The organism is Erythrobacter sp. W36, from assembly GCF_057364935.1.
The window spans coordinates 2308477-2324942 of record NZ_CP200281.1 but is presented as its reverse complement, the minus strand read 5'-3'; the positions used below and the strand labels follow the sequence as shown (position 1 = coordinate 2324942).

At 60.2% G+C, this 16466-nt stretch carries 17 protein-coding genes; 6 read left to right on the top strand and 11 right to left on the bottom strand.

Annotation, left to right across the window (positions count from 1 at the left end; translation table 11 throughout):
* Positions 1-19: 19 nt before the first annotated feature.
* The gene (locus AC0V6U_RS11270) at positions 20-367 is read right to left on the bottom strand and encodes a GIY-YIG nuclease family protein (protein WP_472643262.1); all 348 of its coding nucleotides are present in this window, start codon (positions 365-367) and stop codon (positions 20-22) included.
* A 65-nt stretch (positions 368-432) separates the two neighbouring features.
* Between AC0V6U_RS11270 and AC0V6U_RS11265 the strand changes: the two genes are divergently transcribed.
* The 4 genes from AC0V6U_RS11265 (at position 433) to AC0V6U_RS11250 (ending at position 2734) form a co-directional block, all read left to right on the top strand.
* A complete protein-coding gene (locus AC0V6U_RS11265; RefSeq protein ID WP_472643261.1) occupies positions 433-987 on the top strand; it encodes a DsrE family protein in 555 nt (184 codons plus the stop codon).
* Positions 984-1196, top strand: coding sequence for a hypothetical protein (locus AC0V6U_RS11260; RefSeq protein WP_472643260.1), 213 nt, complete (start codon positions 984-986; stop codon positions 1194-1196). The genes AC0V6U_RS11265 and AC0V6U_RS11260 overlap by 4 nt, the downstream gene beginning before the upstream one ends.
* Positions 1193-2251 (top strand): Holliday junction branch migration DNA helicase RuvB, encoded by a 1059-nt coding sequence (ruvB, locus tag AC0V6U_RS11255; protein WP_472643259.1) that lies wholly within the window; start codon positions 1193-1195, stop codon positions 2249-2251. The genes AC0V6U_RS11260 and ruvB overlap by 4 nt, the downstream gene beginning before the upstream one ends.
* A 231-nt stretch (positions 2252-2482) precedes the next feature.
* Positions 2483-2734, top strand: a complete 252-nt coding sequence (locus tag AC0V6U_RS11250) for a hypothetical protein (RefSeq protein ID WP_472643258.1) — start codon at positions 2483-2485, stop codon at positions 2732-2734.
* 141 nt (positions 2735-2875) lie between these two features.
* Here the strand turns inward: AC0V6U_RS11250 and AC0V6U_RS11245 are convergent, their stop codons facing one another.
* From AC0V6U_RS11245 to AC0V6U_RS11225, 5 genes are all read right to left on the bottom strand, one after another.
* A complete protein-coding gene (locus tag AC0V6U_RS11245; protein WP_472643257.1) occupies positions 2876-4183 on the bottom strand; it encodes a hypothetical protein in 1308 nt (435 codons plus the stop codon).
* Between the two features lie 75 nt (positions 4184-4258).
* A complete protein-coding gene (locus tag AC0V6U_RS11240; protein WP_486169466.1) occupies positions 4259-4834 on the bottom strand; it encodes a rhodanese-like domain-containing protein in 576 nt (191 codons plus the stop codon).
* A 476-nt stretch (positions 4835-5310) separates the two neighbouring features.
* Positions 5311-5748, bottom strand: a complete 438-nt coding sequence (locus AC0V6U_RS11235; protein WP_472643254.1) for a rhodanese-like domain-containing protein — start codon at positions 5746-5748, stop codon at positions 5311-5313.
* A 10-nt stretch (positions 5749-5758) separates the two neighbouring features.
* Positions 5759-8431, bottom strand: a complete 2673-nt coding sequence (acnA, locus tag AC0V6U_RS11230; protein WP_472643253.1) for an aconitate hydratase AcnA — start codon at positions 8429-8431, stop codon at positions 5759-5761.
* Between the two features lie 486 nt (positions 8432-8917).
* Positions 8918-9805: a DMT family transporter gene (locus AC0V6U_RS11225; RefSeq protein ID WP_486169540.1), complete on the bottom strand. Its 888-nt coding sequence runs from the start codon at positions 9803-9805 to the stop codon at positions 8918-8920.
* Between the two features lie 253 nt (positions 9806-10058).
* On the opposite strand from AC0V6U_RS11225, the gene AC0V6U_RS11220 reads away from it, so the two are divergent.
* A complete protein-coding gene (locus AC0V6U_RS11220; RefSeq protein WP_472643251.1) occupies positions 10059-11483 on the top strand; it encodes a L,D-transpeptidase family protein in 1425 nt (474 codons plus the stop codon).
* Here the strand turns inward: AC0V6U_RS11220 and AC0V6U_RS11215 are convergent.
* From AC0V6U_RS11215 to AC0V6U_RS11205, 3 genes are all read right to left on the bottom strand, one after another.
* Entirely contained in the window at positions 11480-11671 is a 192-nt protein-coding gene (locus tag AC0V6U_RS11215) for a hypothetical protein (protein WP_472643250.1), read from the bottom strand. The genes AC0V6U_RS11220 and AC0V6U_RS11215 overlap by 4 nt on opposite strands.
* A 462-nt stretch (positions 11672-12133) precedes the next feature.
* A complete protein-coding gene (locus tag AC0V6U_RS11210) occupies positions 12134-12658 on the bottom strand; it encodes a murein L,D-transpeptidase catalytic domain-containing protein (RefSeq protein ID WP_472643249.1) in 525 nt (174 codons plus the stop codon).
* 72 nt (positions 12659-12730) lie between these two features.
* A complete protein-coding gene (locus tag AC0V6U_RS11205; protein ID WP_472643248.1) occupies positions 12731-14209 on the bottom strand; it encodes an NAD(P)-binding protein in 1479 nt (492 codons plus the stop codon).
* Between the two features lie 39 nt (positions 14210-14248).
* Here AC0V6U_RS11205 and AC0V6U_RS11200 point away from each other — a divergent pair, with 39 nt between their 5' ends.
* Positions 14249-14953, top strand: a complete 705-nt coding sequence (locus AC0V6U_RS11200) for a hypothetical protein (RefSeq protein WP_472643247.1) — start codon at positions 14249-14251, stop codon at positions 14951-14953.
* Positions 14954-14971: 18 nt separating this feature from the next.
* On the opposite strand, the gene AC0V6U_RS11195 is transcribed toward AC0V6U_RS11200, so the two are convergent.
* Positions 14972-15502, bottom strand: coding sequence for a retropepsin-like aspartic protease family protein (locus AC0V6U_RS11195; RefSeq protein WP_472643246.1), 531 nt, complete (start codon positions 15500-15502; stop codon positions 14972-14974).
* Positions 15503-15537: 35 nt separating this feature from the next.
* Positions 15538-16461 carry a histone deacetylase family protein gene (locus tag AC0V6U_RS11190; RefSeq protein ID WP_472643245.1) on the bottom strand — a complete coding sequence of 308 codons (924 nt, stop codon included), beginning with the start codon at positions 16459-16461 and terminating at the stop codon, positions 15538-15540.
* Positions 16462-16466: the final 5 nt, after the last annotated feature.

Genomic DNA, 16466 nt, shown 5'->3' with positions numbered 1-16466 from the left:
CCGTCATCCTGAACTTGTTTCAGGATCCATCACCATCGCTAAGCTGCGACCTGCTGGACGGAAGGGGTTCAAAGCCCAGATCAACCGCCAAGTCTCGCCAATGCGGGTTGGTATCCTCGATCAGGTTGATCTTCCATTGGCGCCGCCAGTTTTTGATTTGTTTCTCGCGGGTGATGGCGGCGTCCATCGCGTCAAAGACCTCGAAATGAACCAATCGGTGAACTGCATATTGGCTGGTGAAGCCTCCGGTTGTTCCCTCCCGGTGCTGCCAAAGGCGCGCGGGCAGGTCAGAGGTGACACCCGTGTAAAGCGTGCCTCGGTATCCGCTGGCGAGAATGTAGACACAGGGTTGGATTTCGCGCCTCATAATGTGTCTTGTGACGGGCGATGGATGCTGAAACAAGTTCAGCATGACGAAATAAGGGATCATTGATGCGCCTTCTACTTACCACTGCCGCACTCTTCATCGCCACGCCCGTGACCGCACAGGATATGTCCGCCTTCAAAACCGGTCCGGTGTTCGAGGAATTCGGCCCGCATGCACCTGTCGAGAGCATGACGGACCTACCCGCCGATGTCAGTTTCAGCGTTGCGTTTGATGTCGCCGATGCGGCCAGTGAGGGGCAGCGCCATCGCAGCTTTGAAAGCGTGGCGCGCTTCATCAATATGCATGTCGCCAATGGCGTCGATCCGGCACAAATCCGCGTTGCTCTGGTGGTGCATGGCAAGGCTTCGCTCGACCTGCTGAGCAATGAGGCTTGGGCGGCGCGAGAGCGCGGCGGGGAGGCCAGCCCTGACGTCAATCCCAGCGCGGCGATGCTGCGCACGATGATCGATTACGGTGTCGATCTGGTGCTCTGCGGGCAAAGCGCGGCGGCCAATGGCATTGCGCAGGATGAGCTGATCGAAGGCGTGCGCATGTCGCTCTCCGCGATGACGGCCCATGCGGTGCTCCAGCAAAACGGCTATACGGTGAACCCGTTTTGACGCAGGACAATGAACTTCGGCCCGGATTGAACATCCCGCGCTGGCTCTTGCCAATGCTGGCGGGCGCGGTGGTGGTCGCCTTTATCCTCGGCGCGAGCGGCGCGATTGAAATCGCTGGCAAAAGCGAGTGCGAGGAGGCAGGGGGCACATTGCTTGACGGGCCAGGCGTGCGCGATTGCATCATGCCAGAGGAAGGGGAGGGCGCATGACCGAAGAGACACCGATCCATTCGCCTGACCGGCAGCCTGATGATCCCGATGCCGCGCTGCGCCCGAAATCGCTGAAGGAATTTATCGGCCAAGAGGCCGCGCGCGACAATCTGCGGGTCTTTATCGAAAGCGCGAAATCGCGCGGTGAGGCGATGGATCACACTTTGTTCTTTGGCCCTCCGGGGCTGGGCAAGACGACGCTCGCGCAGATCGTCGCGAATGAGCTCGGCGTGGGGTTCCGCGCGACCTCTGGCCCGGTGATTGCAAAGGCGGGTGATCTCGCCGCGCTGCTCACCAATCTAGAGCCGCATGATGTTCTGTTCATTGACGAAATTCACCGGCTCAACCCGGTCGTCGAGGAAGTGCTGTACCCCGCGATGGAGGACCGAGCGCTCGATCTGATCATTGGCGAGGGGCCATCGGCGCGCAGCGTTCGGATCGATCTGCCGCCCTTCACTTTGATCGGCGCGACCACCCGCCAGGGCCTGCTGACGACGCCATTGCGCGACCGGTTTGGCATTCCGGTGCGGCTCAATTTCTACACCCATGATGAGCTTGATCAGGTGGTGACGCGCGGGGCGCGGCTGCTGGGGCTCAACATCGACAAACAGGGCGCGCGCGAGATCGCTCGCCGCTCGCGCGGGACGCCGCGGGTTGCTGGTCGTTTGCTGCGGCGCGTGCGCGATTTTGCGCATGTCGCGGGCGAGGGCACGGTGACGCGCGCGGGCGCTGACAATGCGCTGACCCGGTTGGAGATTGACCGGCTGGGTCTGGACGCGATGGACCGGCGCTATCTCACCATGATTGCAACGACTTACAAGGGCGGACCGGTCGGCGTGGAGACGCTGGCAGCGGGCCTCGCAGAGCCGCGTGATACGGTGGAGGATGTGGTTGAGCCATATCTCATCCAGCTGGGTCTGCTGGCGCGGACCGCGAGGGGCCGGGTGCTGAATGATGGCGGTTGGGAGCATCTGGAAATGACCCCGCCAGCCCCTGCGGCTGCGAATCGGGCGAGCGGCGATGGCCAGCCCAGCATGTTCGGCGAGGACGATTAGGCGCCGCAGACTAACGCAGCGGCTTACGTAGCCCGCATATTCGGTATCAAACTGGGACAGGCCCTCTGAAAAACCACGCTTTTGGCGGGATTTTCGGCGTTAGCCGCCACGATTCATGGTTAACCGCGTTGTGCGCGGGCCTGCCGAAGCATCATGAGAACGTTGGATTTGGTGAAGGAGCGGATGGGCCGCCCCTGATCCACCAGTAAGCAAACGCAAGGCTCGTATCTCATGTCGATCAAATTGGTTGCAGCAAAGTTGGCCGCCACGGCCGCAGGTCTCGCCATTCTTCAAGGCGGCGCTGTTCGCGTCGCTGAAGATATGAACACGGATGATCCGCAGTTCACGACCAATATCGACGGCAAGCTGGTCGAGACCCGCACCCGCATGGTGAAGGGCGAGCCGCAATTGATCAAAACGCGCACGCGTCAGCTGCCACCACCTGAGCAGCGCCGCCAAGCGTATTGTAGAGCGGACGATTGAGTGCCAGCCAGAACAGCCTGGCTTTGGCGGTCCTGGCTCAATTGCGAACGCTGCACCAGGCGCGGCCGCCGGTGCAGGCGCAGGCCGCATTGTGCAAACCTATTTCGATCCAGCTGAGTGCCCGCCCATCGCTCAAGTTGCCTACGCTCCAGCGCCGCTTCCACCTTTGCCGCCCATTCGCGGCGGCGGCGGCGGCGCGGCTCCTGTCGTAATCGGCGGCAGCGGCGGCTTTGGCGGTTTCGGTGGCGGCTTTGGCGGCGGCTTCTTCGGCGGCGGCGGCTCATCGAGCGGCGATGTCTCCGTGGTCAGCACCACGACGTCAGGCGGCGGCACGACCAGCGACGGGGTTTCATCCTCCGGCGGCATCATCATCGATATCGACAATTCAACTTCGACGACATCGTCTTCGGGCGTGGTCACCTCGACCAGCTCCAGCGGCACGATCACCTCGTCAACGGGCGCGGTTTCGACTTCGACCTCGACGTCTTCGGGTGATGTGTCGAGCTCTACCGGCGCTGTTTCTTCGTCGACCGGCAATGTCTCGTCGTCCTCGGGTAACGTCTCATCGTCTTCGGGCAACGTTTCTAGCTCGTCCGGCAATGTATCTAGCTCTTCGGGCAATGTTTCGAGCTCATCCTCGTCATCGTCCAGCTCATCGAGCTCTTCCAGCTCGTCTTCGTCGTCTTCCAGCAGCTCGTCCGGCGGTAACACCACCACCGGCGGCATGACCTCGACCGGCGGCACGACCGGACATCCTGGCACGACCACCTCAGGTGGCGGTTCTAGCGGCGGCTCCAGCAGCGGTTCTTCCTCTGGTTCGTCTTCGGGCAGCTCTTCGGGCTCGTCATCAGGCGGCTCCAGCGGTGGCAGCAGCTCAGGCAGTTCGTCTGGCTCAAGCAGCGGCTCTTCATCGGGTTCGTCCTCAGGCGGTTCCAGCGGTGGTAGCTCAGGCAGCTCCGGCGGCGGCAGTTCCAGCGGATCAAGCGGCGGCGGTTCTTCGACGACCACGGGCGGCATGACTTCAACCGGCGGCAGCTCGGGTAGCTCATCTGGTTCGTCTTCGGGCGGCAGCAGCTCCGGCGGCGCGTCTTCTAGCTCTTCGTCTTCGGGCAGCAGCTCATCTTCGAGCAGCTCGTCATCCTCGGGCGGCGCAACGTCATCTGGCGTATCGACCAGCGGCGGAAGCACTTCGGGCGATATGACCAGCAGCACCAGCTCGTCTTCGGGCAGCTCGTCGTCTTCATCGAGCTCTTCAGGCTCTAGCTCTGGTTCGTCATCGGGCGGTTCAACCAGCTCAAGCAGCAGCTCTTCAAGCTCATCTTCTTCGTCGAGCTCGGGCGGTTCGTCAGGCGGCACCAGCAGCGGCACGGAAGTCCCTGCACCGCCAATGACCGTGCTGTTCGGCTTGGCCGCAGCAGCGATCCTGGGCCGCAAGAAATTTCGGATCAAGCGCGGCGCATAAACGCCTCGCTTCTCAAACTCCTGGTGAAAGGGCGGTTCCGAGTTGGAGCCGCCCTTTTCGTATCACGGGGTGGTTTGCGGTGTGACGACCCTAAGCTGCGCAAGCTGGCGCTCGCCGGTCCACGGCACCTCTGCAATGTGCGTCACGCCGTCCAGCTCCCAGACATTGGCATAGCCATAGCCGACCAGATTGATGAAGGTCGGAATATTGAGCGCGAGCGGAGCGGCCTTCAGCCGGATCGGTGGGATATCGTCGCGGAAGTTGTTGTTGCAATAGATATAGATCGGGCGGTCCTTATTCTCGCCGATCACTTTGAGTAGCTTGTCCTGCGTGAAGTCCGAAAACGGCAGGTTCACAGCGCCTTCGATATGGCCCATTTCAAACGCTGCGGCAGACCTGGTATCGAGCAGCAGCGCCCCATCGGCGAGCGCTCGCTCCAGAAATTCGTCCTTAGGCAGCAGGCGCTGCTCCCGGAGCTCCGCCACTTCTGCTGTCAGTTCAACAAAAGCGGGATAATCAATTTGCGGTGCCGGGCTTTCCAATAGGTCAGGCTGCGCCTGAGGTGTTTGATCTTGGGCCGAGGCGCCTGTCGCTGTCATCAGCGCAAACATTGGTGCAGTCATTAGAAACAGACGCATAGATCTTTCCCTCCTCAATCAGAGGGAGGTGATGCGTGCCTAAGAATGACACGGCGCTGAACAAGGTTGTTTCGTCAGCGCCGCGCAGTGATCAGCTGCCGTTGGGGCTGAGCCCTTTGCCGCGGCGTTGCATTTCGCTCGGCATTTTCTCTGCTGCGCCGACCTAGCGAGGCCCATTCCTTTTTGGTCGCGCAGACTTTCTTTTTGAATTTGGATCCAGTGATCGCTGTACAGCCAGCAGATAATCTTATCTTCATCATTGACGGCTTCTTCAGGGGCAGCCTCAGCAGCAGGATCGGGCTTCGGCGCTGGCGCCTCGGCTGGCTGTGCTTGCAGTGCCAAGAAAAGGCTTAGCCATCACACCTGTCAGTTCAGTCAACATTTGTACCCCCTAATTGCGTTCGAAGTATCAATCTTAGCATCAAACACATTAATGCGACATTTTGATGATAGATGTTCCTTATCGGAGCGAATGCTTAGTCCGTCGAGTTTGCCTCACGCCAGGCGATGATCCCGCCGCCCAAATGCTTGGCGGGCTCGCCCGTGTGCGCTGCGAGCTTTTCCGCTGCGATGCCGGAGCGCCGACCAGACCGGCAATAAAGCACGACTTCGCGGCCATCGGATAGGTCGAGCGCCGCCGGATCGAAATCATCGAGCATGATGTGCTCTGCGCCCGGGATCATCCCCTCGGCCACTTCATCATCGCGCCGGACATCGATCAGACGGATATTGCCAGCGTCGACTAGTGTCGCCAGTTCATCGACGCTGAGGTCGACAACAGCGGTTTCCCGGGCAGCCTCAGCGACGGCGCTTTCCGTTGCTGCATCCGCCGCCGACTCAGCCGCTTCTGATGTGCAAGCAGCAAGGCACAGGCTCGCAGCCACAATTGAAATCATTGAAGTGCGAGCCTGCATGTGCCTGATCCTATGCTGCCAGATTGCGCAGAACGTATTGGAGGATGCCGCCATTGCGGTAATACTCCATCTCGTTCGCGGTATCGATCCGGCACAATGCGGTGAAGCTGAAGGTGCTGCCATCGCCGCGCGTCACATCAATTGTGATGTCCTGCGCCGGGGTCAGATCGGCAAGGCCGCGAATGCTGAAGCTGTCGTCTGAACCTAGGCCCAGGCTCTTGCGCGTGTCGCCGTCCTTAAATTGCAGCGGCAGAACGCCCATGCCGACAAGGTTGGAACGGTGAATACGCTCAAAGCTCTCAACGATCACAGCGCGCACGCCGAGCAGAATGGTGCCCTTCGCCGCCCAATCGCGTGATGAGCCGGTGCCATATTCCTTGCCGCCTACCACGATCAGCGGGGTGCCGTCCGCCTTGTGCTTCATAGCCGCATCGTAAATCGGCATTTGTTCGCCGTTATACGTGGTCTCGCCGCCTTCGACGCCTGGGACCATTTCGTTCTTGATGCGGATGTTGGCGAAGGTGCCGCGCATCATCACTTCGTGGTTGCCGCGGCGTGAGCCGTAGGAGTTGAAGTCCTTCTTCGCGACCTGATTGCTGTTGAGATAGGAGCCAGCAGGGCTGTCTTCCTTGATCGCGCCAGCGGGCGAAATGTGGTCGGTGGTGACCGAGTCGCCGAGGATTGCGAGCGGCTTTGCGCCTTCGATATCCTGGATTGGCGCTGGCTCCATGCCCATGCCTTCAAAGTATGGCGGGTTGGCAACATAGGTGCTGCCTGCGCGCCATTGATAGGTGTCGGATGGCTCCACGGTGATCGCCTGCCAGTGCTCATCGCCGTCATAAACGTTGGCATAGCGGTTTTCGAACATCGAACGGTCGATATTGGCCGCGCGGTGCTCAGCGATTTCAGCATTGCTTGGCCACAGGTCGGCGAGCATCACGTCGTTGCCGTCCTGATCCTGACCCAGCGGCGTTGTGGTGATGTCTTCGGTGACGGTGCCCTTCAGCGCATAAGCGACGACCAGCGGCGGCGATGCGAGGAAGTTGGCGCGCACGTCTTGCGACACGCGGCCTTCAAAGTTGCGATTGCCCGACAGGACGGACGCCGCGACGATGTCATTGCCGTTGATCGCCTTGCTGATCGGCGCCGCGAGCGGGCCGGAGTTGCCGATACAGGTGGTGCAGCCATAGCCAACGAGATCGAAACCGATCGCATCGAGGTCGTCTTGCAAGCCGGATTTGACCAGATAGTCGGTCACAACTTGGCTGCCCGGCGCGAGGCTGGTTTTCACCCAAGGCTTCGGGAGCATGCCGCGCTCATTCGCTTTTTTCGCGACCAGGCCAGCGGCGATCAGCACGTCCGGGTTGGAGGTGTTGGTGCAGCTGGTGATCGCGGCGATTACAACGTCGCCGTCGCCAATATCATGGTCTTTGCCGTCAACAGCGACGCGAACGGGCGCGTCTTTCTTATATGTGGTCTTGAGGTCGCCATTGAACAGCTCATCAACCTCGGGAAGGATGACCTTATCCTGCGGACGCTTTGGTCCGGCAAGGCTTGGCACAACCGTGCCCATGTCGAGCGAGAGCGTGTTGGTAAACACGGGCTCATTCGCCGGATCGAACCACATGCCTTGCTCTTTCGAATAGGCTTCAACCAGAGCGATGTTTTCTTCGGAGCGGCCAGTGAGGCGCATGTAATCGAGGGTCTTGTCGTCGATCCCGAAGAAGCCGCAGGTTGCGCCATATTCCGGCGCCATATTGGCGATGGTCGCGCGGTCGGCGAGCGTAAGGTTGGCGACGCCCGGACCGTAAAACTCAACAAAGCGGCCAACCACGCCCACTTCGCGCAGCATTTGCACGCAAGTGAGCACCAGGTCAGTGGCGGTGATGCCTTCGGCCATGCGGCCTTCAAGCTTAAAGCCGACAACTTCGGGGATCAGCATCGAGATCGGCTGGCCGAGCATTGCTGCTTCGGCTTCGATCCCGCCAACGCCCCAGCCGAGCACGCCCAGGCCGTTGATCATGGTGGTGTGGCTGTCGGTGCCAACGCAAGTGTCTGGATAGGCGACCATCGCGCCGCTGGTGTCTTTGCTCGACCACACGCCTTGGGCGATGTGCTCCAGGTTCACCTGGTGGCAAATGCCGGTACCGGGAGGAACCGCAGAGAAGTTCTCAAAGCTCTTTGAGCCCCATTTGAGGAAGTCATAACGCTCTGCATTGCGCTCATATTCGAGCGCCATGTTCGCTTCCATCGCTTTCGGATGGCCAAATTCGTCGACCATGACCGAGTGATCGATCACGAGATTGACGGGAACCTGCGGATTGATCTTGGCGGTATCGCCGCCCAGTTCCTTGATCGCATCGCGCATCGCGGCCAGGTCAACCACGCAAGGCACGCCGGTGAAATCCTGCAGCAGCACGCGGGCAGGGCGGTATTGGATCTCATTGCCGGTGACCGGGTTCTTCTGCCAATCGACAATCGCCTGCGCGTGTTCCTTGCCGACGGTGAAACCTGCGTCTTCAAAGCGCAGCATGTTCTCCAGCAGCACTTTCAGCGAAATCGGCAGTTTGGAGACGTCGCCCAATTGCTCGGCCGCTTTCGAAAGCGAATAATAAGCGTATTCTGTGCCGCCAACATTGAGGGTTGAGCGGGTTGCGAGCGTGTCCTTGCCGACCTGTGTCATCGAGGCGTTTCTTCCTTGTCTGTGGTGTGTTCCGGGCGGCGTCCGCTCCGGAGAAATGTCTGCTGGATCACCTGCTAGACCTTGGCCGCTAGGTCAAGTGCGGCGTGGCCCGCGCGGTCCCTCCGCCGCACATTTTACAACAGTTAACTTTCCGAATCTCCGGCCTCGGTGCAAAAGAGTTTTCGCAGCAGGGACGCGGAAAAAATGAATAACAACGCGCAGTCGCACAGGGCGAAAATTAATAGTCTACGCGCCGGAATATTGGGCGCAGTGATGATCGTCATAGCTTGTTTTGGGGCTGCCTTCGCCTTTTCGGGGGAACAGGCGGAGGCACCACAGGGGTACTCGGCGGCGTTGGTCCAAATGGGGGGCAACCAATAGCCCTCGGGTCGCAGCTGGAAACGAACCGTAGAGTTCACACCCGGCTTTACCAAGGGGGTTGGTCGGATCGGCGTTTGCGCGCTGATCCGGCCTTTTTTCTGTCTGCTATAACGGCGCTTGCTCCGCGGCAGGCTCACTGGCCTTGCGCGTCGCGATCCAGCAACCTGCGATAATCAGCGCGGTTCCCGCCAGCGTCGTCAGCGTCACTTGCTCGCGGAAGAATAGCCAGCCGAGCACGCTCGCCCAGAGAAATCCGGAATATTCAATCGGCACCAACGCCTGCGCCTCTGCGCGGGCATAGGCCCAGGCAATCGCCATCGCGCCGGTGACGGTGAAGGCGCTGGCGATTGAAATCGACCCGACCGCGCTCAGATCCGGCGTGGTCCATAGGAATGGCGCGAACAGCAGCAACACCAGCCCGCCAACCCCGCTGTGGAAGGTTGCGACCTCCACTGGCCCGGCCACCTGCGATTGGCGGCGAATGACGATGAAATTATAGGCGTAAAGCAAGGCGGAGAATATCAGCGAGACCAGCCCAAGGATGAGATCATTGCTCATTTCCGCGCGCCCAAACTGCCCAGCGATAATCACAATAGCGCCGATAAAGCCGATGATGCTGGCATAGATTGCTTGCGGCTGGATTTCCTCTCCCAGCAGCGCGCGGGCGAAGTACAGCGCGATCAGCGGCGAGATGAAGCTGATCGCGATAGCCTCGGCCAGCGGCATTTTTGTGAGCGCATAAAAGAAACTGAGCGCCATAAAGGCAGAAATAATCCCGCGCTCCAGATGCAGCTTCATCACCGCGCGCTCTGGCCAGCGGCCTGCGCCCTTCCGCAGCATTGGCACCAGCCAAAACGGCGCGATCATCGCCGCCCCGATTAGGGCGCGCAGCAAGGTTGCCGTGTATGCTCCCGCTGCCAACGCTGCGCCTTTCATAAAAGCATCCATTAGCGACAGCAGCCCGACGCCTGCTAAAGCGGCCAAATACGGCATAAGACGGTGAGAGCTGAGCATTGCGCGCCTGCCCTAATGGCGCATCGGCGGCGCGTCACTTGGAAACTCGCGTGGAGGCGGCGTTCGCGGCGCAGAGTCGCGTCTCTCATTAAAATCCGTAAACCCCAGCGATTCAGCCAAGCGAAAGGGCATATCGCATAAACATCCGCTTGAATCGGGGGCCTTCAGAGCCTTATAACTATGGTTACTGCGCCGTCACCGGGCGGCGCGTATTGGGATGCTAGAGATATTTATGCGCAAACACCTCAGCAAATTTGCCGCTGGAGCAGCACTTTCAGCGATCGCCTTTGGCGGCGCCTCCGCGCAGCAGGCCGAGCCGGCTGACCTGCTCGCAGACGCGCAGGCTGAACCTGCCGCCGAAACGCAAGAGGCCCCTGCAGCGCCGCCGCAGGAGCAATCCGGCAGTTTTGAAGAGGCTTTTCCGGGCAGCGTTTCTGCGCCCGTCGTGCAAGGCGATCTCGATCCCACGCCAAAACCGAATATTCAGGCCTGGTCGGCTGAAAACGCCGCCGCTCTGATCGCGGTGATCGAAGGCATTTCCAGCGAAGGCCTCGACCCGGCGGATTATGATTTGCAAGCGCTCAAGGTCTCGCAGGCCTCCGGTCCATCGGCAGAGCTCGATATGCTGGCGTCCAAAAATTTCCGCTGGCTGGTGGAAGACATGCGCGATGGCCGCACGCCAATGGATGCGCGCAAACAATGGTTTGTGGTTGATCCAGACCGCGACACCTATCGCACCGCAGACCTGCTGGAAAAGGCGGTTCAAACCGGCGATATTGCTGGCACTTTGGCGGAGCTTGCCCCGACCCATCCCGATTATGCGCGGCTGAAGGAAGAGCTGGCCAAGACACCGGCGAGCGAACCGGCCAAGCGCAAGCTGATCCGCGCGAATATGGACCGTTGGCGCTGGCTCGCCCGCGACCTGGGCAAGCAATATCTGATCACCAATGTGCCGGAATATCAGCTGCGCCTGACGGTGAACGACAAGATTATTTCGACCTATCGCACTGTCGTGGGCAAGCCGGGGCGCACCGCAACCCCGCAGCTGGCCGAGATGGTGTCGGGCGTCGTGTTCAACCCGACCTGGACTGTGCCGCAATCGATCGTGAAGGGCGAAGGTCTGGGCAATAAGGTGCTCAATAACCCCGCTTGGGCGCGGCGCAATGGCTATAAGGCGACCAAAAACTCCAACGGCTGGATCACCGTGGTTCAGCAGCCCGGGCCAGGCAATTCGCTGGGCCGGATGAAGCTGGAAATGCCAAACCGGCACGCGATCTTCTTCCACGATACGCCTTCGCGGCACCTGTTTAAGAACGCCAATCGCGCGCTCAGCCATGGCTGTATCCGTACCGAGCGGGCGCTGGAGCTGGCGATCACGATGGCGATCCTGGGCAAGGGCGCGAGCAAGGAAAAGGCGGTCGAGATCGCGACCTCGGGCAAATACACCAAGGTTCCGATCAAGAAGGAAATGCCCGCCTACATCACCTATTTCACGATGGCGTCGGACATCGAGGGCAATATGTCGACCTTCAAAGACATCTATGGCCGGGACAAGCCGGTGCTGGCGAGCCTGGACAAGCCGCGCGTCGACAATCGCACGGATATGATCGACGATGAGGTTATCGTGATTGAGGACGACCCGCGCGTTGGGGGTTAGTCGCTGCTAATCGCTCTCTTACCGACAATTTCGTGATTGTAGAAAACTGCGGCGGGAACAGCATAGGCGAGCACAATTCCAAACCCGATTGCTCCTGTGCTGGCAAATCCGGTAAGGATGCTTGCGAGGACTAGTGAGACGGCGCTTGCGCTTCCCACCGCAATGACGAGCCGACCAGAGCTTTGCATGCCCCCCGACAATCGCCGCGCAAGTGGCTGACCAACAATTAGCAAACATAATGCGGTTAGTGGCCAGCCTATGAAAAACGCGATGACAAATGTGAAGAACGCGACCGCGAGCGCTACGTAAGCACCGTAGAGTGACGCATCATTCAGAAACCCGAACGCGAACACGAAGAAAATCGCTGTAAGTGCTGCACCGATTGCACTCGACTTCCAACTGGCAGGTTTGATTGCTGCCAGCTCCGCCGATGGCAAGGCACTAGCCAATCAGAACGACCCCGGAGCGTAGCGCTGAACATCACTTGGCCGTGCCGGTTGCAGCGGCTCGAGCTGAGGACGCTGCGCGATGCTGCCATCTGCGTTCAGGCCTAGGCTGTCGGCGAACAGCAGACGTCCGCCAGACAGGTTGAGCAGGGCAATGCGAAACTGCTCCTCGCCCAGCGCAAAGCAGCCATTGGAACGGCCCAGCTAGCCCCAGCGATCAATATGCGACGGCTCGGCATATTTGGCACGGTGCATCACGATATAGCGGCGCAACGCGGCATCATTGGTCGGATCGAGCCCGCCCAGCCGCACTGATGTGCCATAGCGCCCGACATACCATTCCCACGTCACATAGGCGCCGCGGCTGGTCGCGTTGGAGCCTTCGACATTGGAATAATCGTTGAGCCAGCCGTCATGCTCTGGATCAGAGCCGGTGCCGTGGCTGACGTGATAGCTTTGCACCTCTTGGCGGTCCAAATTGACGAAGTGGAACCGCCGCTGCGCTGAATGCACGCCGAAATCGGCAATGCCCACGATATCGCGTTTCCAGATCGCCGCGCCTGCCCGGTTCAGCTGGCGCTGAGCGATATCGAACAGTTTGCGGTCGCGCGCAGAGCCTCTGATCGGCTGCGCTGCGAGAGTGGCTGGTAGTGCAGGTGCAGCCAAAGCCGCGCCTGCGATAAGGCCAGTCTTTAGGCCAGTTTTGAGAAGATCGCGCCGTTTCATCATCCCTAAACTACTAGCGCAAAGCTATCCTTTTCGTGAACAAAAATCTTATCAGTTTTGAAGCGGGTTTCGGGCTTACCCTTGAGCTTGGTTTTTCGTGACCGATGTTTCGCGCGGTGCGGCCGCGTTGTGCTCAGCAAAGGCCTTCATCCCCAGCGCCATGATCCCCGGCATGCTTTCTTTCACTACCTGCCCAATATCGGCGATTGCCGCGAGTTTCGGGCTGCCCTCCGCCATCATCTTGGCCACCGCCGGGCCGGTCGGGTGCAAGCGGCTGCGCGCGTTAAACGCATTGGTCTTCTCATTTTGCGACAGCAGGCCGGTGCTGCGCAAATTAGACAGAAACGCGGCTGGATAGGTGCTCGGCGTGTCGGTCAGCGGCGCGGGCGGGGTCAGCGCGTTCTTTTCGTCGTCGGTGTCGAAATTTGCCTCAAGGAAGGCGGCAAGCGACGCGCTGTAAGGCACGAACGGGGCCTGCGCCAATTGCAGGGTGATCGTGTCGCCATCGAAGAACGGGCGGTGATTGTTGCGCGCGTCGAACGGCACAGCCGAGGCGGTGCAATCAATGAACATAGTGCGAGCGGGCACATCGACGCTCTCGCTCGCAAAGTGCATTTTGCCCGGCTCAATCCGCGTGACGCGGCCTTGACGATAGACTTGGCTGATCCTGCGCAGCATCTCGATCTCGCCTTCAGAGATCACTGCAAAGTGGAACATCTCCGGCTTGGTCTGCGGATCAATCCGCAGCATCAGGCCCTCTTCGCCCAGCTTCGCGAACATCTCATCGCCGCTTTCCGACGCGGCGGCGGCGCGCATTTGCCGCCTTTGGAAGTCGACCAAGCGGTCTAGGTGATGTTCGGCGGGTTGCAGGAACTTGCGGTTGAACATCCAGCTGTCACGCGGGCGCACCCAGCCGATCCGATCCGCTGCCACGCCCGCTTCCAGCAGCCAGACGGCGGTGTCCATCGCGGTCTTACCCGCGCCCAGGATCACGAAATGCTCTGGCAGATTGTCCGCATCCTTCCATAGGCTGGGCAGCTCGCCGGGAATGGTGAAGGGCGTGCCATCCGCGATTTCAAACGCGGGCTTATGCGTGGATGGGACCGAGGTCTGGAAATAGGTGCCATCGACCAGCTTGCGCCGGACATTCACCTGCCGGGTCTCACCCGACAAAATGCCTTTGACTGTATGGCCCTCATGATACTCGCTGAGCGGCAGATAGGTAACGCGTCCGCTGGGGAGGAAACGCTCGTTCATCAGTTGCTCGTAATAGGCGAGGATCTCCGCATGTTTGGCGAGCGGATACATGCCTTCATTATGGCCGTGCGTGTCGACCCGGTTGGTGCACAGCTCCATCGAATTCACGCCATAAGTGCTCGAGGGCTGGTGCAGCGTCACAAAGGAATAGGCATCGTTCCAATGCCCGCCGGGCTTTGCATGCTTGTCGACGATTGTGATGTGGCAATCGGGATCTTCATCGAGCAGCGTGTCGGTAAAGGCCATCCCCACTGCGCCAGCGCCAATGACGAGATAATCAGTTTCGAGTTCGGCCATGGCTCTGGTATCCCTTGCGCTGTGATCTATGAGGAGTGCGTGGCTTTTTTTGCTGCGTCGCGCAAGGCCATGCAAGCGGGGATTGAGCAAATGAACATGCGCAGAGAGGCGGTTTTTGCCTTGGTTTCAGGGGGCTTGCTGCTGAGTGGGTGTATTGCTTCGGCTGAGAGCGCCCCGCCAGCGCCGCCGCCGGTGGTGCAGTCGCAATCGGAGTATGAGCGGCCGGTTGAGACTGACAAGGAGATAGCGGAGCCAGTTTCCGCAGGCTCAACGCATCTGACAGCGCTTAGCGACCGTGTCATCGTGCGTAAGAATATTGCGGAAGGCCCATCGATCATCACGGTGGAGACCAACGAAATCCCTGAAACGCCGACCAAGATTACCGATCAGGCCGCAGCGGAGCGGTTGTTCGGCAATTCTGGTGTGACTTTGCAATGGATCGGCTGGGAAAAGCGTGGCCCGGTCTTTATCGCGATCGATGAGGATGGCGTCTGGTGGTTCAATGCCGAACATAAGGGCGAGGGGGACGCGAGGCTAAAGCTGGAAGGGCGCATCAGCGAGATTGGCGCCGACTATTTCTTGTTTCAGGGCGAGATCAAGATCATCGGCTCGCCAGGTGCTGAGCGCTTTTGCCGCGGGAATAAAGAGTGGCGTTTTGGCATAACGCAGAACCGCAAATATTGGCGGCTGCGGGAATTTGAATGGTGCGACCGGCTAACCGATTACATCGACATCTATTTTTGAAGGCGGGCTTAGTGCGAGCTACTGCGCGCTCATCACCATACGATTATCGGCGATTTCGACCGTGCCAACCTTGGAGAGGTAGGACTGGCCGAGCAGCGATATGCCGAGCCCCTCAGGAATGATCACGGCGGGGATATTGCGCCGCATCATCCCGCCAATCTCGACCTCGTTCAGCTGGGTGGGAACGCCGTAAACCGCGCCGCTCGCGCCTGCACCAATATGGCGAATCTCGCTCTCGTCCCATTGCAGGCCGGCGGCCAGCGCATCATCCGCGGTCAGCGCGATCACGCTCGCCCCGGTGTCGACCAACATGCGGATATCCGCGCCATCGACATAGGCGGAGGCGTAAAAGTGCCCATCGGGTTTGCGCTCAAGCACGTGCTCGTCGGCAGACCACGCCGCGTTGGATTGCGATTGGTCGGAGGTCACGCTGCCAAAGCGTGATGCAGACGCGCTCGTCTCGCTCTCAGGTGTATCCTCATCAGCAGAGGGCACAGCGAGATAGGCAAAGCCGCAGGCGGCAAGCGCGAAGAAGAGATAGCGTTCCATCGCCGCGTAGCTTAGCCGGGCGAGATTAAGCCTCTCTAAAGAGTGGCGCGGTGCGCAGAGGCCTGCGCGTTTTCATCCGCCATCGCCAGCATGGAGCGGGCATGGCGGGCGCCAACCTCCGCCTGATCATCGCCGTACCCACCGCCTAGCGCGCTGGCGATAGACAGCCCCCGCGACCGCGCCTCACGCACGACATAGCGATCCCGCATTGTCAGCCCTTCGTCGGACAGAGCCAGCCGCCCGAGCTTATCCTCCGCATGCGGATCAACGCCCGCCTGATAGAACACGAAATCGGGCGCGAATTCAGCGAAGACGCGCGGCAGATGCAGCGTCAGCGCCTCCATATAGCCATCATCATCCACCCCATCGGGCAGCGGCACATCCAGGTTTGAACGCGCTTTTCGCACCGGGAAATTCTTCTCCGCATGAAGCGAGAGCGTGAAGATATCATCGCGCAGCGCGGTGAGGCTGGCGGTGCCATCGCCCTGATGCACGTCCAGATCGACGATCAAAATGCGCGCCGCATCCCCTTCTTCGATCAGGCGGTTGGAGGCGACGGCAAGATCGTTGAACACGCAGTAACCCGCACCAGTGTTCTCCAGCGCATGATGGCTGCCAGCGGCGCTGTTCGCAGCGTAGCCGTGCTCCATCGCCAGCTTCGCCGCGAGCCATGTGCCGCCATTGGTATGAGCGACGCGGCTGGCGATATGCGGTGTGACGGGAAAGCCGATGCGGCGTTCCTTTTCGCGCGGGACGCTGGCGGTGAAAACCTCCTCGACATAGGCCGGATCATGCACCGCCTCCAGCCACTCTCGCGCAATCGGCTCTGGCGCGTGCTCCGTGATCGCCGCGCCGCTATCCCGGAGCGCCTCCATAACCAGGTAATATTTGTCGAACTTAAAGGTGCCGCGCTCTGGGCGAGGGGCCATGTAGTCGGCGTGATGAACAACGTGGAGCATTGGCT